Raw genomic sequence first — 15,729 nt, forward strand, 5'->3', positions numbered from 1 at the left:
AAAAAATCCGACCCTAGGGTCGGATTTTTTATTGCCTCGCTTTCAACACTTAAGTTTTAGCGGCATACAGTGCCTTGCGCTCACTGTCTGAAATAAACGCCATCTCGATACCATTGCGTTGCACCAGAGCCAGCTCTGCATTCGTTAACCCTAGTTCCGATTTAGCAATGCGGTACTCGTGCTTTATATCGATAGCACTCACACCCGGATCGTCGGTATTTAAGCTTATAGGAATGCCCGCATTTAAAAAATTCTTAAAGGGATGCGCCGCATAGGATGCCACTGTAGAGGTATGCAAATTACTCGTAGGGCAGGACTCAATACCAATACCATGTTTGGCTAAATACTCCATCAACCTAGGATCGCGGATTGCATTTACCCCGTGGCCAATACGAGTCGCGCCAAGCTCTTGAATCGCCTGCCACATGCTCTGTGCTCCAGCAGCTTCCCCCGCATGGGCGGTGATAGCAAGGCCTGCATCACGTACCTTTTTAAAATGATCGTTAAAAAGTGCACCAGGGAAACCTAACTCATCACCGGCAATATCCATCGCCACTAAATGCTGTTTATGGGCGAGTAAGCCCTCAAGCTCCTGCATACAGGCCGCTTGACCGAAGGTGCGCGATAAAATGCCAATGAGATTAATCTTAACCTTATGATCCTTAAGACCCGCTTTTACGCCGTCAATTACCGCTTCGACCACGCCTTCAATCGGCAACTTATGATTCATCGCCATATAGAATGGACTAAAACGCAGCTCGGCGTAATCGAGCCCAGATACCGCCGCATCGGCAACGTTCTCATAGGCTACACGTTTTACCGCATCTAAATCGGCAAGCACCGCCACCATCCAATCCAGCTTTGACAGAAAGGCCACTAAACTGGATTCCTTACCTTGGATTTGAACAAATGGAACTAATTTATCAATAGAATCAACTGGTAATTTAATACCATGTTGATGTGCAAGCTCCCAAATAGTGTTGACTCGAACATTACCGTCTAAATGCCGATGCAGATCCACCAATGGAATGGATGTATTTATCATGATTAACCCCTTGTAAACGCCCCTGCCAATATTGTTGTTTTTTGGTCAGGTTGCGGAGCTCAGTTTAACATGCATAGATTGCACAACTGACTTAAAGCGCTGCGATAAATTAACATTCGGTCACAATTATGCGGCTTATCTATACAAGTATCTGTTGAAAACTCAGGCATAATGGCTTCAATAACAACGAAAATATCCGAGAAAGCCCATGCATAAATTACTTACCCCTAGCTTACTTATTTGTGCCTTAGCAGCCTGTAGTTCTGCACCAACTCAGGTAGAAAACACTGCGCCGATGGCCGTTGCCATGCAGTCTCAGAGCAAGAAAATCGATCCCGCGCTTAAGTCCATCATAGACCAAAGCTGGCGATTACAATTAGCTGCAAGCCCAGAGATGGCCTATGGCATGGGTGATAAGACGGCTATGGGTAAACTTCAAGATCTCTCTCCTGAGGCGTTAGCCAAACTCAATCAAGGGCAACTTGCAGTCCTTTCGCAGTTGAAAGCGCTTGATAGAAGTAAGCTCAACAAAGAAGATAAGATTAATGCGCAAATCCTTGAGGATCAGATCCAAAACGATGTGGATCTCTATAAATACAAAGACTATTACCTACCGATAACCGCAGAGAGCGGTTTTCATGCCTATATCGCCTCAATCGCTCAAGGTCGCTTTAATACCTTAGAGGATTACCAAAACTACATGGGTAAGCTCAAGGCATTGCCTAGCTATTTTGCCCAACAAACCTATTGGCTAAGACAAGGTTTGAAGGAAGGCATCACACCGCCAAAGGCGACGCTCAAAGGCTTTGAGAACAGTATTAGTGCTTATATTGTCCCGGTAGAAAAGAGCAGCTACTTTGCCCCCTTCACCCAATATCCAAACTATTTCACTGAGGCTCAAAAAGCAGAGCTCACAAAAGAAGGGCGCGCTTTAGTTGAACAAAATGTCCTGCCGACCTATCAGGCGTTTTATGATTTTATGACCCAGGAATATATGCCCAACACTCGGGAAAATATTGCCGCTAATAGTCTGCCCGATGGTGATGCCTTCTACGAAAACCGTGTGCGTTATTACACCACGCTCGATATCACTTCAGCCGAAGTGCATGAGCTAGGTTTAAAGGAGGTAGCTCGCATCCGCAAGGAAATGGAGCAAATCATTAAGACTGTTGGCTTTAAGGGCAGTTTTGCGGACTTCTTACATTTCCTGCGAACCGACCCTAAGTTCTATACCACTAGCGCCGAGCAGTTATTGAAGGAAGCCTCCTTCATCGCCAAAAAAGCCGATGCCATGCTGCCAAAGTATTTTGGCAATCTGCCGCGTAAACCCTATGGCGTGGCGCCAGTCCCAGCTGAAATCGCCCCTAAATACACATCTGGCCGTTATTCGGGCTCTAACCGCGACGACGAACCTGGCTATTACTGGGTCAATACCTATGCTCTGGATAAACGCCCGCTCTACGAACTAGAGGCATTAACTCTGCACGAAGCCGTACCAGGGCACCATCTGCAAATCTCCATTAACTCTGAACTCAGCAATCTGCCCGATTTTCGCCGCTATGGTTATATCTCAGCATTCGGTGAAGGTTGGGGTCTATACAGCGAATACTTAGGCTTAGAAGCGGGTTTCTACAAAGATCCCTATAGCAATTTTGGTCGCTTAACCTATGAGATGTGGCGCGCTGCGCGTCTCGTCGTCGATACAGGCATACACGCCCAAGGCTGGAGCCGTCAGCAAGCCATCGACTTTATGGCGAGCAATACCGCATTGTCGCTCCATAACGTCACCACTGAAATAGACCGCTATATCACTTGGCCAGGGCAAGCGTTATCGTACAAAATTGGTGAGTTAACCATTAAACGCTTACGCGCCAAAGCAGAAAAAGCCTTAGGTAATAAATTCGACATTCGCGCCTTCCACGATGCTGTATTAGCCAATGGCTCAGTACCTATGTCGATTCTAGAACAGCAAATCGATGACTTTATTGCCGCCGAACGGTCAAAAATCTAAACCCAAAAGGTGGGAGTCTAGATTTTAAGACTCCCACTATTCTCTGTTACACTCTAGGCAAATCACTTTGTTAAAGATGTACTGCAGAGCATGAGCCAAACCTCCTCCACGTTTTCATCTGAACACCTGTTAAATACTGCAGAGCAGCAAGCTTTCTGGCAAACCGTGGTGCAAGACACCCTCACAACACCTGACGGTGTCAGCTTGGCGTTTATGTTTGTAAAACATCCCAATCCTCAAGCCAGCATTATTATCAGCAGCGGCCGGGTTGAGTCTTACATTAAATACCAAGAATTGATTTTTGATCTGTACCAGCAGGGGTTTTCGGTATTTGCCATCGATCACCGAGGGCAGGGACTTTCGAGCCGCTTAACGCAAAATCCCCATCAAGGACATGTGCGACGCTTCAATGACTATGTCGATGATTTTGCATTGTTCATCCGCACAGTAGTACTTAAACAAGCGGCCGAACCGCTGTTGCTTTTAGGCCACTCCATGGGCGGCGCGATAGGAACCCTGTATCTTAAGGAGTACCCAGATACTTTTACCGCAGCGGCATTTTCGGCGCCTATGTATGGCATCAAATTACCAATGCCGAAGGGATTTGTTCGCTGGTTGGCAAGTAAATTAGATTCTAGCCTCAATGGCGGTGAACCTAACTATGTTCTTAATGGCCACAACTACCAGCCAGGGCCTTTTAAGGGTAATGACTTAACCCATTCGCAGTCACGCTATCAACATTACCGTGAGCAATATGAACTCCAACCCGAACTGCAACTGGGTTCACCGACCAATCGTTGGTTAATGGAATCCTTAGACGCAGCCGATTCCTGCGTGCTCGCCACAGCTAACATCAGAACGCCCATTTTAATTCTTCAAGCAGGAGATGATAGGGTCGTCGATAACGCCGCACAAAACCTTGCAGTTAGCACACACTGCAAACTAAAAGTGATTGAGGGTGCGGCCCATGAAATCTTTATGGAAAAAGACAGCTACCGAAATCAGGCGCTAATGGAAGTACTCAGCTTTTTTACACGCTACGTAGCAAAGGACGAGGGTAAATTAGCCGTTTAAAGTCACTAAGGCTTAGGGCTCGGCTCATGCCATAGCCCTGATAGTGCATACAACCTAAGGCAGCGAACATTTGCTGCTGTTGAACTGACTCAATTCCCTTTGCCACAACCCGCACTTTAAAAGGCTGCGCCGCTTGGATAAGTGCCTGCGGCCAACAGAGTGAATCAGCGATTATTGCAGTGCACTGCATATCCAATTTCACCTCACTGATTGGGTATTTCATTAAATAACTTAGAGATGCACTGCCTGAACCGAAGTTATCTAAAGTAATAGTGATACCTGCTTCAATCAGTTTATTCATTCTGTCCCTGATAAACAGCTCACCACCATTTAATGCAAGTTCGTTAAGCTCAATACCAATCCGATGGCTAGCTATATTAGCTCGATGAACAATAGCAATTAACTGTTCAACAAATTCCGCCTGACAAAAAGATAAGCTACTCACATTAATGCTTATTCTCGGTATTTCTAGCCCTTGTTGCTGTAACTGCTGTAGTGACTGACATACACGCCTCGCCACATGTAAATCTAACGAGGCAATGAGGCCATGGCGCTCGGCGAGCCCAATAAACTCGGTAACGGGTACGAACTTGCCATTAGGTAAATGCCAGCGGGATAATGCTTCAGCCGAGATTATATTGCCGCTTGAGTCCATCACAGGTTGGAACATTATGGTTATTTGGTTTTCTGCGATGGCTAAGGCGAGCTCCTTATGCAGTGTATCGCTTTGACTCAGTTCCTCTTCAAGCTCACCACTGTAGAAGGCACACCCGGCCTGTTCCAGTGACTTTGCCTGTTGCATAGCTAAATCTGCGCGCCGCATCACTTCATCTGCCTCTAGGGTATCGAAACTATCGATAAGACAAATCCCGACATTAGCATTAAGAGTCAGATGATTATCCGCATTCTGAAAGGGCCTGGATGCCAGCTGACGTAATTCAGCCGCTAGCGCTAACGCCTTACGTCCAGCCGATGCAACATCGAGCGACATTGTTTTAGCAAGCAGAGAAAAACGGCCTAGTTGAACATGAGCGACAACAACATCCTCACCAAAATAGCTAGATAATCGAGCTCCGAGTTGGGCATATAAACGCTCTAATTCCTGTGGAGCTAACGATGGATGTAAGCCGAGTAATTCAACTTCCACAGAAAATAATGCAGACCAAGAATGCAGTATACTTGGCTCAGATAAGAACTGAGTTAACTGCTTCATAAACGCATCAGGCAACATTCGATGGCCAGACGTCGAGTGCTTAACAATCTCGCTAATGGCAGCATGGTGACGCTCACTCGCTGACACATCTACGTGTAATCCCAGCATTCGAGTTGGTCTGCCAAGGTGATCCCAATCAACTAGCATTCCGCGGTCGAGCACCCATACATAATGACCGTCTCGGTGCATCAAACGATGCACACTTTCAAAGGACTTCGCCTTACCGCTGATATAATTATCGAGCGAATCAAGCACAGCTTGCTTATCTTCAGGGTGCAGACGCGCTTCCCAAGTCTGGAATACCCCGTCCAATTCATCGGGCCGATACCCCACCATTTCCTTCCAGCGATCAGAAAGAAAGACTTCACCAGTTCTGAGATCCCAATCCCAGATACCATTTCTAGAACCTTCAACGGCGAACAGCCAGCGAAGTTCACTGTCATTAAGCTGCTTTACTGCGCTGCATAAGCGATCATGCACCTGCTGCAGACTAGCCTGCAAAGATAACACTTCAGTTGAACTCCAAGGTATGGATACCTTGAAGTCAGCTGAGCCGATTTGCTTTGCCGCCCGACTCAGACTCTTAAATGGCCGAATTAACAGATAATAAAGAATGAGAGTAAAGGCAATAAGCAGTAAAGCCCCTAACCCCCATACACGCAGGAAACGTTGCTGTAGCTCTGTGGAGGCCTCCGCAATCAAGGGCGCTAAATCAGATTCAAGATAAATAAGTTCGATACCACCAGGATAGCGGGAGTCAACTGGATAGTAGGCCTGAATAGTTAACCTTTCTTGATTAAGAATGACTTGAGGCTGTGTTGATTGGACTACGGCATGATGAATTGCAATATCATATCCATCAATAACATGCATCGCATTACTGTCGCGCCAGACAGTGTGATTAGCGAAACGAATACGACTATTAGCGTCCATCAGGATATAAACCATCACGTTCATATCGATAGCAGCTAACACCACCTCCTGCTCGATCCGATCGACATCCTGAATCGCTTGGGCAGACTCCACCACCTGACGCATCCGCAGTAGTTGCTGCTGGATTTGATTAATCTGCCGTTCGGCGAGCTGATCACGCACTAAATCACTTTCATATAAATACTCCCCAGCAACCAACACTAAATACAGTGTTAACATGCAGGCAGGCAGCAAAATAGAGAGTGATAATTTACGTAGCATCAGAGTGAAAATGTTAACAAGCGATGAATTGATGCCCAGTATCCTAGCGGTAATTAGCCAAGTAAGCAAAAGGACTTAGTGAAGTTGAGGGTAATTAATCAAAAATAACTGTAATAAATTGAATTTAAAGCGTGAATAGGTGAATTATCTTAGTAATTTTACAAGGCCAAAATGCAAAAAAGCCAGCTTCTTCAGCTGGCTTCGTTACATCTCATAGAGATAATTAGGCGCTTGGCGATGACCTACTCTCACATGGGGAGACCCCACACTACCATCGGCGCGATTGCGTTTCACTTCTGAGTTCGGGATGGGATCAGGTGGGACCACAATGCTATTGTCACCAAGCAAAAAATTGTCTGGAACAATTTTTAACGCGCTTTAGCGCGGCCCGTTAGGGTCAACTACATGGATGTAGTTGATAAATTTTTATTCCAGTTAATTCGGAAAGCTGTTTTGAGTCACTTCTTAAGTGTTTGTATTCTATCTAAGCACGCTTAGTAAAACCCATCTGGGTTGTATGGTTAAGCCTCTCGAGTCATTAGTATCAGTTAGCTCAACGCCTCACAACGCTTACACACCTGACCTATCAACGTCCTAGTCTCGAACGGCTCTTTAGTGGACTTAAAGTCCAAGGGATGACTCATCTTGGGGCTCGCTTCCCGCTTAGATGCTTTCAGCGGTTATCGATTCCGAACATAGCTACCGGGCAATGCCATTGGCATGACAACCCGAACACCAGCGGTTCGTTCACTCCGGTCCTCTCGTACTAGGAGCAACTCCCCTCAATCATCCAACGCCCACGGCAGATAGGGACCGAACTGTCTCACGACGTTCTGAACCCAGCTCGCGTACCACTTTAAATGGCGAACAGCCATACCCTTGGGACCGACTTCAGCCCCAGGATGTGATGAGCCGACATCGAGGTGCCAAACACCGCCGTCGATATGAACTCTTGGGCGGTATCAGCCTGTTATCCCCGGAGTACCTTTTATCCGTTGAGCGATGGCCCTTCCATTCAGAACCACCGGATCACTATGACCTACTTTCGTACCTGCTCGACGTGTCTGTCTCGCAGTTAAGCTGGCTTATGCCATTGCACTAACCGTACGATGTCCGACCGTACTTAGCCAACCTTCGTGCTCCTCCGTTACTCTTTGGGAGGAGACCGCCCCAGTCAAACTACCCACCAGGCACTGTCCTCAACCCCGATAAGGGGCCAGAGTTAGAACATCAACACTACAAGGGTGGTATTTCAAGGACGACTCCACGAGAACTAGCGTTCCCGCTTCAAAGTCTCCCACCTATCCTACACATGTAGGGTCAATGTTCAGTGCCAAGCTATAGTAAAGGTTCACGGGGTCTTTCCGTCTAGCCGCGGGTATACGGCATCTTCACCGCAATTTCAACTTCACTGAGTCTCGGCTGGAGACAGCGTGGCCATCATTACGCCATTCGTGCAGGTCGGAACTTACCCGACAAGGAATTTCGCTACCTTAGGACCGTTATAGTTACGGCCGCCGTTTACCGGGGCTTCGATCATGAGCTTCTCTTGCGATAACCCAATCAATTAACCTTCCGGCACCGGGCAGGCGTCACACCGTATACGTCATCTTGCGATTTTGCACAGTGCTGTGTTTTTGATAAACAGTTGCAGCCACCTGGTATCTGCGACTGCCGTCAGCTTAGGGAGCAAGTCCCATCACCAACAGCAGCGTACCTTCTCCCGAAGTTACGGTACCATTTTGCCTAGTTCCTTCAGCCGAGTTCTCTCAAGCGCCTTGGTATTCTCTACCCGACCACCTGTGTCGGTTTGGGGTACGATTCCCGCTAACCTGAAGCTTAGAAGATTTTCCTGGAAGCATGGCATCAACTACTTCAGTCCCGTAGGACCTCGTCATCAGCTCTCAGTGTATAGTGACCCGGATTTGCCTAAGTCACCCACCTACCACCTTAAACGCGGACTACCAACGCCGCGCTAGCCTAGCCTTCTCCGTCTCTCCATCGCAGTTAGCGGAAGTACAGAAATATTAATCTGTTTCCCATCGACTACGCCTTTCGGCCTCGCCTTAGGGGTCGACTCACCCTGCCCCGATTAACGTTGGACAGGAACCCTTGGTCTTTCGGCGAGGGGGTTTTTCACCCCCTTTATCGTTACTCATGTCAGCATTCGCACTTCTGATACCTCCAGCGTGGGTTACCCCTTCACCTTCAACGGCTTACAGAACGCTCCTCTACCGCGCAACCCTAATGGATTGCACCCGTAGCTTCGGTGGTATGTTTAGCCCCGTTACATCTTCCGCGCAGGCCGACTCGACTAGTGAGCTATTACGCTTTCTTTAAATGATGGCTGCTTCTAAGCCAACATCCTAGCTGTCTAAGCCTTCCCACATCGTTTCCCACTTAACATACACTTTGGGACCTTAGCTGACGGTCTGGGTTGTTTCCCTTTTGACGACGGACGTTAGCACCCGCCGTCTGTCTCCCGGATAGCACTCTTTGGTATTCGGAGTTTGCAAAGGGTTGGTAAGTCGGGATGACCCCCTAGCCTTAACAGTGCTCTACCCCCAAAGGTGTTCGTCCGAGGCGCTACCTAAATAGCTTTCGAGGAGAACCAGATATCTCCCGGTTTGATTGGCCTTTCACCCCCAGCCACAAGTCATCCGCTAATTTTTCAACATTAGTCGGTTCGGTCCTCCAGTTGATGTTACTCAACCTTCAACCTGCCCATGGCTAGATCACCGGGTTTCGGGTCTACGCCTTGCAACTAAACGCGCAGTTAACACTCGGTTTCCCTACGGCTCCGCTATTCGCTTAACCTCGCTACAAAACGTAAGTCGCTGACCCATTATACAAAAGGTACGCAGTCACGGTCTCAAGAACCGCTCCCACTGCTTGTACGTATACGGTTTCAGGTTCTATTTCACTCCCCTCACAGGGGTTCTTTTCGCCTTTCCCTCACGGTACTGGTTCACTATCGGTCAGTCAGGAGTATTTAGCCTTGGAGGATGGTCCCCCCATATTCAAACAGGATATCACGTGTCCCGCCTTACTCGATTTCATCAAAGGTTAGTTTTCGTGTACGGGGCTATCACCCTGTGCCGCTGGACTTTCCAGACCATTCCACTAACACCCCTCTGACTTAAGGGCTAATCCCCGTTCGCTCGCCGCTACTAGGGGAATCTCGGTTGATTTCTTTTCCTAAGGGTACTTAGATGTTTCAGTTCCCCTCGTTCGCCTCACTACACTATGTATTCATGTAGTGATAACAGCTTATGCTGCTGGGTTCCCCCATTCGGACATCGTTAGCTCAAATGCTTGTTACTAGCTCGCCAACGCTTTTCGCAAGTTACTACGTCCTTCATCGCCTCTGACTGCCAAGGCATCCACCGTATACGCTTAGTCGCTTAACCATACAACCCAAATGAGTTTCACTCACCTAGGTCGTTGCGACCAGCTGGTTTTACTTGTCTCATCTTCGACCAAGAAGATGGACTCGCCTTAGACTTGAATATTCAAGACACTTAAAAAGTGTTTTAAGAACTCAATTTTTTGTATTAACACAGCAACAGACTTTGCTGCATTAATTACTATCAGCTTTCCAAATTGTTAAAGAACAATGCTTACCGGCTCGCGGTGCATTTCGCTCTCCCTTCTCTTTCGAGAAGTTCAACAAGCCATCTGTGTGAACACTCAACAAACATCGAGTTAGTCGTATAGGTAAGGAGGTGATCCAGCCCCAGGTTCCCCTAGGGCTACCTTGTTACGACTTCACCCCAGTCATGAACCACAAAGTGGTGAGCGCCCTCCCGAAGGTTAAGCTACCCACTTCTTTTGCAGCCCACTCCCATGGTGTGACGGGCGGTGTGTACAAGGCCCGGGAACGTATTCACCGTGACATTCTGATTCACGATTACTAGCGATTCCGACTTCATGGAGTCGAGTTGCAGACTCCAATCCGGACTACGACGAGCTTTGTGAGATTAGCTCCACCTCGCGGCTTTGCAACCCTCTGTACTCGCCATTGTAGCACGTGTGTAGCCCTACTCGTAAGGGCCATGATGACTTGACGTCGTCCCCACCTTCCTCCGGTTTATCACCGGCAGTCTCCCTAGAGTTCCCGCCATTACGCGCTGGCAAATAAGGATAGGGGTTGCGCTCGTTGCGGGACTTAACCCAACATTTCACAACACGAGCTGACGACAGCCATGCAGCACCTGTCTCAGAGTTCCCGAAGGCACTAAGCTATCTCTAGCGAATTCTCTGGATGTCAAGAGTAGGTAAGGTTCTTCGCGTTGCATCGAATTAAACCACATGCTCCACCGCTTGTGCGGGCCCCCGTCAATTCATTTGAGTTTTAACCTTGCGGCCGTACTCCCCAGGCGGTCTACTTAATGCGTTAGCTTGAGAGCCCAGTGTTCAAGACACCAAACTCCGAGTAGACATCGTTTACGGCGTGGACTACCAGGGTATCTAATCCTGTTTGCTCCCCACGCTTTCGTGCCTGAGCGTCAGTCTTTGTCCAGGGGGCCGCCTTCGCCACCGGTATTCCTCCAGATCTCTACGCATTTCACCGCTACACCTGGAATTCTACCCCCCTCTACAAGACTCTAGTCGACCAGTTCGAAATGCAATTCCCAGGTTGAGCCCGGGGCTTTCACATCTCGCTTAATCAACCGCCTGCGCACGCTTTACGCCCAGTAATTCCGATTAACGCTTGGACCCTCCGTATTACCGCGGCTGCTGGCACGGAGTTAGCCGGTCCTTCTTCTGTAGGTAACGTCACAGCTGCAAGGTATTAACTTACAACCTTTCCTCCCTACTGAAAGTGCTTTACAACCCGAAGGCCTTCTTCACACACGCGGCATGGCTGCATCAGGGTTTCCCCCATTGTGCAATATTCCCCACTGCTGCCTCCCGTAGGAGTCTGGGCCGTGTCTCAGTCCCAGTGTGGCTGATCATCCTCTCAGAACAGCTAGGGATCGTCGCCTTGGTGAGCCATTACCTCACCAACTAGCTAATCCCACCTAGGTTCATCCAATCGCGGAAGGCCCGAAGGTCCCCTCCTTTCCCCCGTAGGGCGTATGCGGTATTAGCAGTCGTTTCCAACTGTTATCCCCCACGACTGGGCAGATCCCTAGGCATTACTCACCCGTCCGCCGCTCGCCACCTCAGGAACAAGTTCCCTTGTGCTGCCGCTCGACTTGCATGTGTTAGGCCTGCCGCCAGCGTTCAATCTGAGCCATGATCAAACTCTTCAATTAAAAGTTTTTTTGTTTAACTCGCGTTAAACGACTCAATGAATTCTGATTTGCTGCTTCGACTCGAAAGTCAAAACAAACTGTACATATTGCTATGAACACTCATTCATTGATTTAATTCTTTGATTACTCGCCAAACGGCAGAGTAATTTCGATTAACTCAACACCTGTGAGTGTCCACACAGATTTCTTGTTTAGATTGTTAAAGAGCATTTGACCTTCAGCTTTCGCGTTACCGCTCAGCGGGTCAGGGCTGCGTATTCTACGCATTTCCCATTTCGCGTCAAGGAGTTTTTTCAACTTCTTTTCGCATTTGAATCGTTTGATTAAAAGCTGTTCGATTCAAGCTGAATCAGCATTCGCTTTCGCGCTCTGCCGTGTCAGTGGATGCGCATTATAGGCAGCTTGAGTTTTTGCGCAAGGGCTTTTTGTCAGAAAATTACGATTAGTTGACTGGACGCCTAGATATCCAGCAATCTGAATAAAAAAGGGGCTAAAAGCCCCTTTTTAAGCACATTTGCCTAACAATACTCTAACCACCCCCTATGGAATTAGGGGCTGAAGAAGCGAGTTTCTTGCTCTACTTCGATGAGTTCACCGTCGATATTGGTTTGTACCTTTATCTCTATATTAGTCACTGAGCGGGAGAGCTCGACAGGATCGACTCCCACACTAATAGGTAACGTTAGCACCTCTCCCCCCGCGATAGTAATGGAGGAAGGGCCGTACCACTTATAGTTTGTTAAACCTTCGACACTCATTTTGTATTCGTGGGCCTGCTCGGTCTTGTTGAGGATCTTGAGTGTGAAGGTGTTCTCAATCAGGCCTTGGTTATTTTCACGGTAGAGCTGATTGCGATCGCGGATAATATCCATACGTAAAGGGGCGATAGTCGCGCTAGCGTAGATAAAGATAAGTATCATGGCCACTAGCACTACGCCATAACCTACCAGCTTGGGTCGCAACACCTTTTGTTTGATGCCTTCAAGCTTGTTCTCGGTAGTGTAACTGATAAGCCCAAGTGGATAGCCCATACGTTCCATTGTTTGATCGCAAGCATCGATACAAGCACCACAATTAATACACTCATATTGCAAACCATTACGGATATCGATGCCAGTAGGACACACCTGCACGCATAGGTCACAGTCGATGCAGTCACCTAAACCACTTTCCTTAGGGTCGGCTTTACGTGAACGTGGACCGCGGGTTTCACCCCGTTTAGCATCGTAACCAACGATATAAGTGTTTTTGTCGAACATTGCGGATTGGAAACGCGCGTACGGGCACATGTGAATACACATGATTTCACGCATCCAACCTGCATTACCATAGGTGGCAAAGGTAAAGAAGATTACCCAGAAATAAACTGCACCGGATGCGTTTAAGGTAAAGACATCGATATAGACTTCATGACTAGGTACGAAATAAGATACAAAGGTCATGGCCGTTAATAAGGACAATAACAACCATGCGGTGTGCTTCGCGGTTTTACGCCAAACCTTGTCGAAGCTCCAGGGCATTTGGTCAAGCTTAATACGTTTATTACGTGCCCCTTCGAGCTTTTCTTCAAACCAAATGAACATGAAAGTCCAAACGGTTTGCGGACAGGTGTAACCACACCAAACTCGACCTAAATAGGTTGTCACGAAAAATAAGGCAAAAGCAGCTATCATAAAGAGGGCTGCAAGTAAGGTAAGATCTTGAGGCCAAATGGTTAAGCCGAAAACGTGGAACTTCTGTTCACTTAGATTGAACCAAACGGCTTGACGTTCCCCCCAAGGGATCCAAGGCAGTAACAGGAAGAAAAGCATGGCAACCCAACCCATGCGACGGCGTAAACTGCTCCATAATCCATCAACGGCTCGGACATAAATCCGATTTCGTGGATTAAAGCGGTCCGCTTTACTCGCATCCGGCTGGTGAATCTTAATTCGAGTGGCTTTCGAATAGTCCTTGTTTTTTGATTCTACGTTCATCGTGACAGCCTTTTACTGCTTTAAAGTTGGTCAAAATCTGGCTTATTATACCCATATTATTAATGGTTATTCACTTAACTTGGACGAAAAGATGAAAGGTTGGATCCTAATTGCAATCATCTGTGGTGTTATTTATTACCTTTACACAGAAACAGATAAGTTAGATGAGCCTATCGAGAAGACCGAGCAAATGGTCAAAAAGATAGAGGATAAAGTCGGCTCGATGACGGGTACTCAAATTATTAAGATTAATCAGCAGCGCACTCAAGCCAGAAAAGCCATTTTAGAACGGTTATCCGCCGCCGAATTGGAAGAATTTAATAAAATCCCGCTGACCGAAGACGGAATTGCCGACTTTAAAGAGTCCTATTGCAATAGTAAATATCCCGAGCATCCCGTCTTTAGTCGAGATAATTTGTTTTATATCTGCGACAAGCTCTAATTATTCTCAAGGCAAAACGGAATTTTGCAGCCCATCACTAAGCTTAACGCTTAGGCCATTGCTCCCTCTACTAATTCCGTTTAGCCTTTTGCTTCATTTATAAAGGCATAACACCATGACCAAAACAGTATCAGATATTTTTGATCCCACCCTATGGGATGAAGTCAGTGGCTTTAAGTTTGACGATATTACCTATCATAGAGCCAAGGATCACGGCACAGTTCGGATTGCCATCAATCGCCCAGATTGCCTGAATGCCTTTCGTCCAAAGACAGTCGATGAACTTTACGTTGCCCTCGACCACGCCCGCCAATGGTCAGATGTCGGCTGCGTATTACTCACGGGTAACGGCCCATCGGCTAAGGGACAACACTCTTTCTGCTCCGGTGGCGATCAGCGCATTCGCGGTAAAGATGGTTATAAGTATGAAGGCGCAGAGGAAGGCAAAGCCGATTTAGCCAGAATGGGTCGCCTGCATATTTTAGAAGTGCAGCGTCTCATCCGCTTTATGCCAAAGGTCGTGATTGCGGTGGTACCAGGTTGGGCGGTTGGCGGCGGACACAGCCTGCACGTTGTATGCGACCTAACGCTTGCCTCGAAAGAACACGCAGTATTTAAGCAAACCGACCCCGATGTCGCGAGCTTCGACTCAGGTTACGGCAGCGCCTATTTAGCGAAAATGGTCGGTCAAAAACGCGCTCGTGAAATCTTCTTCTGCGGCTTTAACTACAGCGCAGATGAAGCCTTTGCCATGGGCATGGTAAATAAATCCGTACCCCACGTAGAATTGGAAATCGAAGCCTTACGCTGGGCGAAAGAGATTAACTCTAAATCGCCAACTGCGATGCGTATGCTGAAGTACGGCTTCAACATGACCGACGATGGTATGGTTGGCCAACAGTTGTTTGCTGGTGAAGCGACACGTTTAGCCTATGCCAGCGCCGAAGCGCAGGAAGGTCGTGATGCCTTCCTCGAGAAGCGTGACCAAGACTTCTCTTCTTTCCCTTGGCACTACTAAGTCGCTTTATATAAAGCCACACGATCTTAGGCGTGGGTAAGCGAGTCATTCAAAGGCCTTCAATCGAGGGCCTTTATTTTTTACCGATGATTAATCGAAAAAAACGTTTGCGATAATCTTAATAACCCTCTTTAAAATAAAATGAGAATTGTTATCATTTGAATATCCCAGTTGGGGCCATTATTAGAGGATTTCAAAAATGACTAAAACATTAACTTTTGCAGCATTACACTTCAGCGTCGCTTTTAGTGTCACCTACGCCTTAACTGGCAGTGTATTAGTTGGGGGCGCGGTCGCCTTAATCGAACCCGCTATCAATACTGTCGTTTTCTATTTCCACGACAAAGTATGGAAACAATATGAAGCAAAGAAGCAGCAAACTCCGCAGCCTTTGACGGCTTAACCAAATGCACTTAGCTATATAACTCTAATAAGCCCCAACAAAAAACCGCCTTAAGGCGGTTTTTTGCATTCATGTACAGCGCAAATATTGTT

General features: G+C 47.5%; 9 protein-coding genes and 3 rRNA genes. 5 read left to right on the forward strand and 7 right to left on the reverse strand.

Annotation, left to right across the window (positions count from 1 at the left end):
• Window positions 1-49 precede the first annotated feature (49 nt).
• A complete protein-coding gene (gene add, locus K0H61_RS17275) occupies window positions 50-1,045 on the reverse strand; it encodes an adenosine deaminase (RefSeq protein ID WP_220050686.1) in 996 nt (331 codons plus the stop codon).
• Window positions 1,046-1,253: 208 nt separating this feature from the next.
• On the opposite strand from add, the gene K0H61_RS17280 reads away from it, so the two are divergent.
• Complete coding sequence (locus K0H61_RS17280; protein ID WP_220050687.1) at window positions 1,254-3,056, forward strand: DUF885 domain-containing protein; 1,803 nt, start codon at window positions 1,254-1,256, stop codon at window positions 3,054-3,056.
• Between the two features lie 90 nt (window positions 3,057-3,146).
• Entirely contained in the window at window positions 3,147-4,130 is a 984-nt protein-coding gene (locus K0H61_RS17285; RefSeq protein ID WP_220050688.1) for an alpha/beta fold hydrolase, read from the forward strand.
• On the opposite strand, the gene K0H61_RS17290 is transcribed toward K0H61_RS17285, so the two are convergent.
• The 6 genes from K0H61_RS17290 to ccoG form a co-directional block, all read right to left on the reverse strand.
• A complete protein-coding gene (locus K0H61_RS17290) occupies window positions 4,087-6,537 on the reverse strand; it encodes a bifunctional diguanylate cyclase/phosphodiesterase (protein ID WP_220050689.1) in 2,451 nt (816 codons plus the stop codon). The genes K0H61_RS17285 and K0H61_RS17290 overlap by 44 nt on opposite strands.
• Window positions 6,538-6,766: 229 nt before the next feature.
• A 5S ribosomal RNA gene (gene rrf / locus K0H61_RS17295) occupies window positions 6,767-6,882 on the reverse strand.
• A 172-nt stretch (window positions 6,883-7,054) separates the two neighbouring features.
• Window positions 7,055-9,947: ribosomal RNA gene (locus K0H61_RS17300) — 23S ribosomal RNA — on the reverse strand.
• Window positions 9,948-10,255: 308 nt separating this feature from the next.
• Window positions 10,256-11,798: ribosomal RNA gene (locus K0H61_RS17305) — 16S ribosomal RNA — on the reverse strand.
• The 16S, 23S and 5S rRNA genes sit together here, the layout of an rRNA operon.
• 123 nt (window positions 11,799-11,921) lie before the next feature.
• Window positions 11,922-12,095, reverse strand: coding sequence for a hypothetical protein (locus K0H61_RS17310; protein WP_220050690.1), 174 nt, complete (start codon window positions 12,093-12,095; stop codon window positions 11,922-11,924).
• 251 nt (window positions 12,096-12,346) lie between these two features.
• Window positions 12,347-13,774, reverse strand: coding sequence for a cytochrome c oxidase accessory protein CcoG (ccoG, locus tag K0H61_RS17315; RefSeq protein ID WP_220050691.1), 1,428 nt, complete (start codon window positions 13,772-13,774; stop codon window positions 12,347-12,349).
• Window positions 13,775-13,865: 91 nt separating this feature from the next.
• On the opposite strand from ccoG, the gene K0H61_RS17320 reads away from it, so the two are divergent.
• The 3 genes from K0H61_RS17320 to K0H61_RS17330 all read left to right on the forward strand — a co-directional run bounded on the left by K0H61_RS17320 (window position 13,866) and on the right by K0H61_RS17330 (window position 15,637).
• Window positions 13,866-14,216: a hypothetical protein gene (locus K0H61_RS17320; protein ID WP_220050692.1), complete on the forward strand. Its 351-nt coding sequence runs from the start codon at window positions 13,866-13,868 to the stop codon at window positions 14,214-14,216.
• Between the two features lie 115 nt (window positions 14,217-14,331).
• Complete coding sequence (locus K0H61_RS17325) at window positions 14,332-15,234, forward strand: 1,4-dihydroxy-2-naphthoyl-CoA synthase (RefSeq protein WP_220050693.1); 903 nt, start codon at window positions 14,332-14,334, stop codon at window positions 15,232-15,234.
• A gap of 199 nt (window positions 15,235-15,433) precedes the next feature.
• Window positions 15,434-15,637 (forward strand): DUF2061 domain-containing protein, encoded by a 204-nt coding sequence (locus K0H61_RS17330; RefSeq protein ID WP_220050694.1) that lies wholly within the window; start codon window positions 15,434-15,436, stop codon window positions 15,635-15,637.
• Window positions 15,638-15,729 lie beyond the last annotated feature (92 nt).

It is taken from the genome of Shewanella acanthi, assembly GCF_019457475.1.
In the GTDB taxonomy this organism is placed as follows: Bacteria; Pseudomonadota; Gammaproteobacteria; order Enterobacterales; family Shewanellaceae; genus Shewanella; species Shewanella acanthi.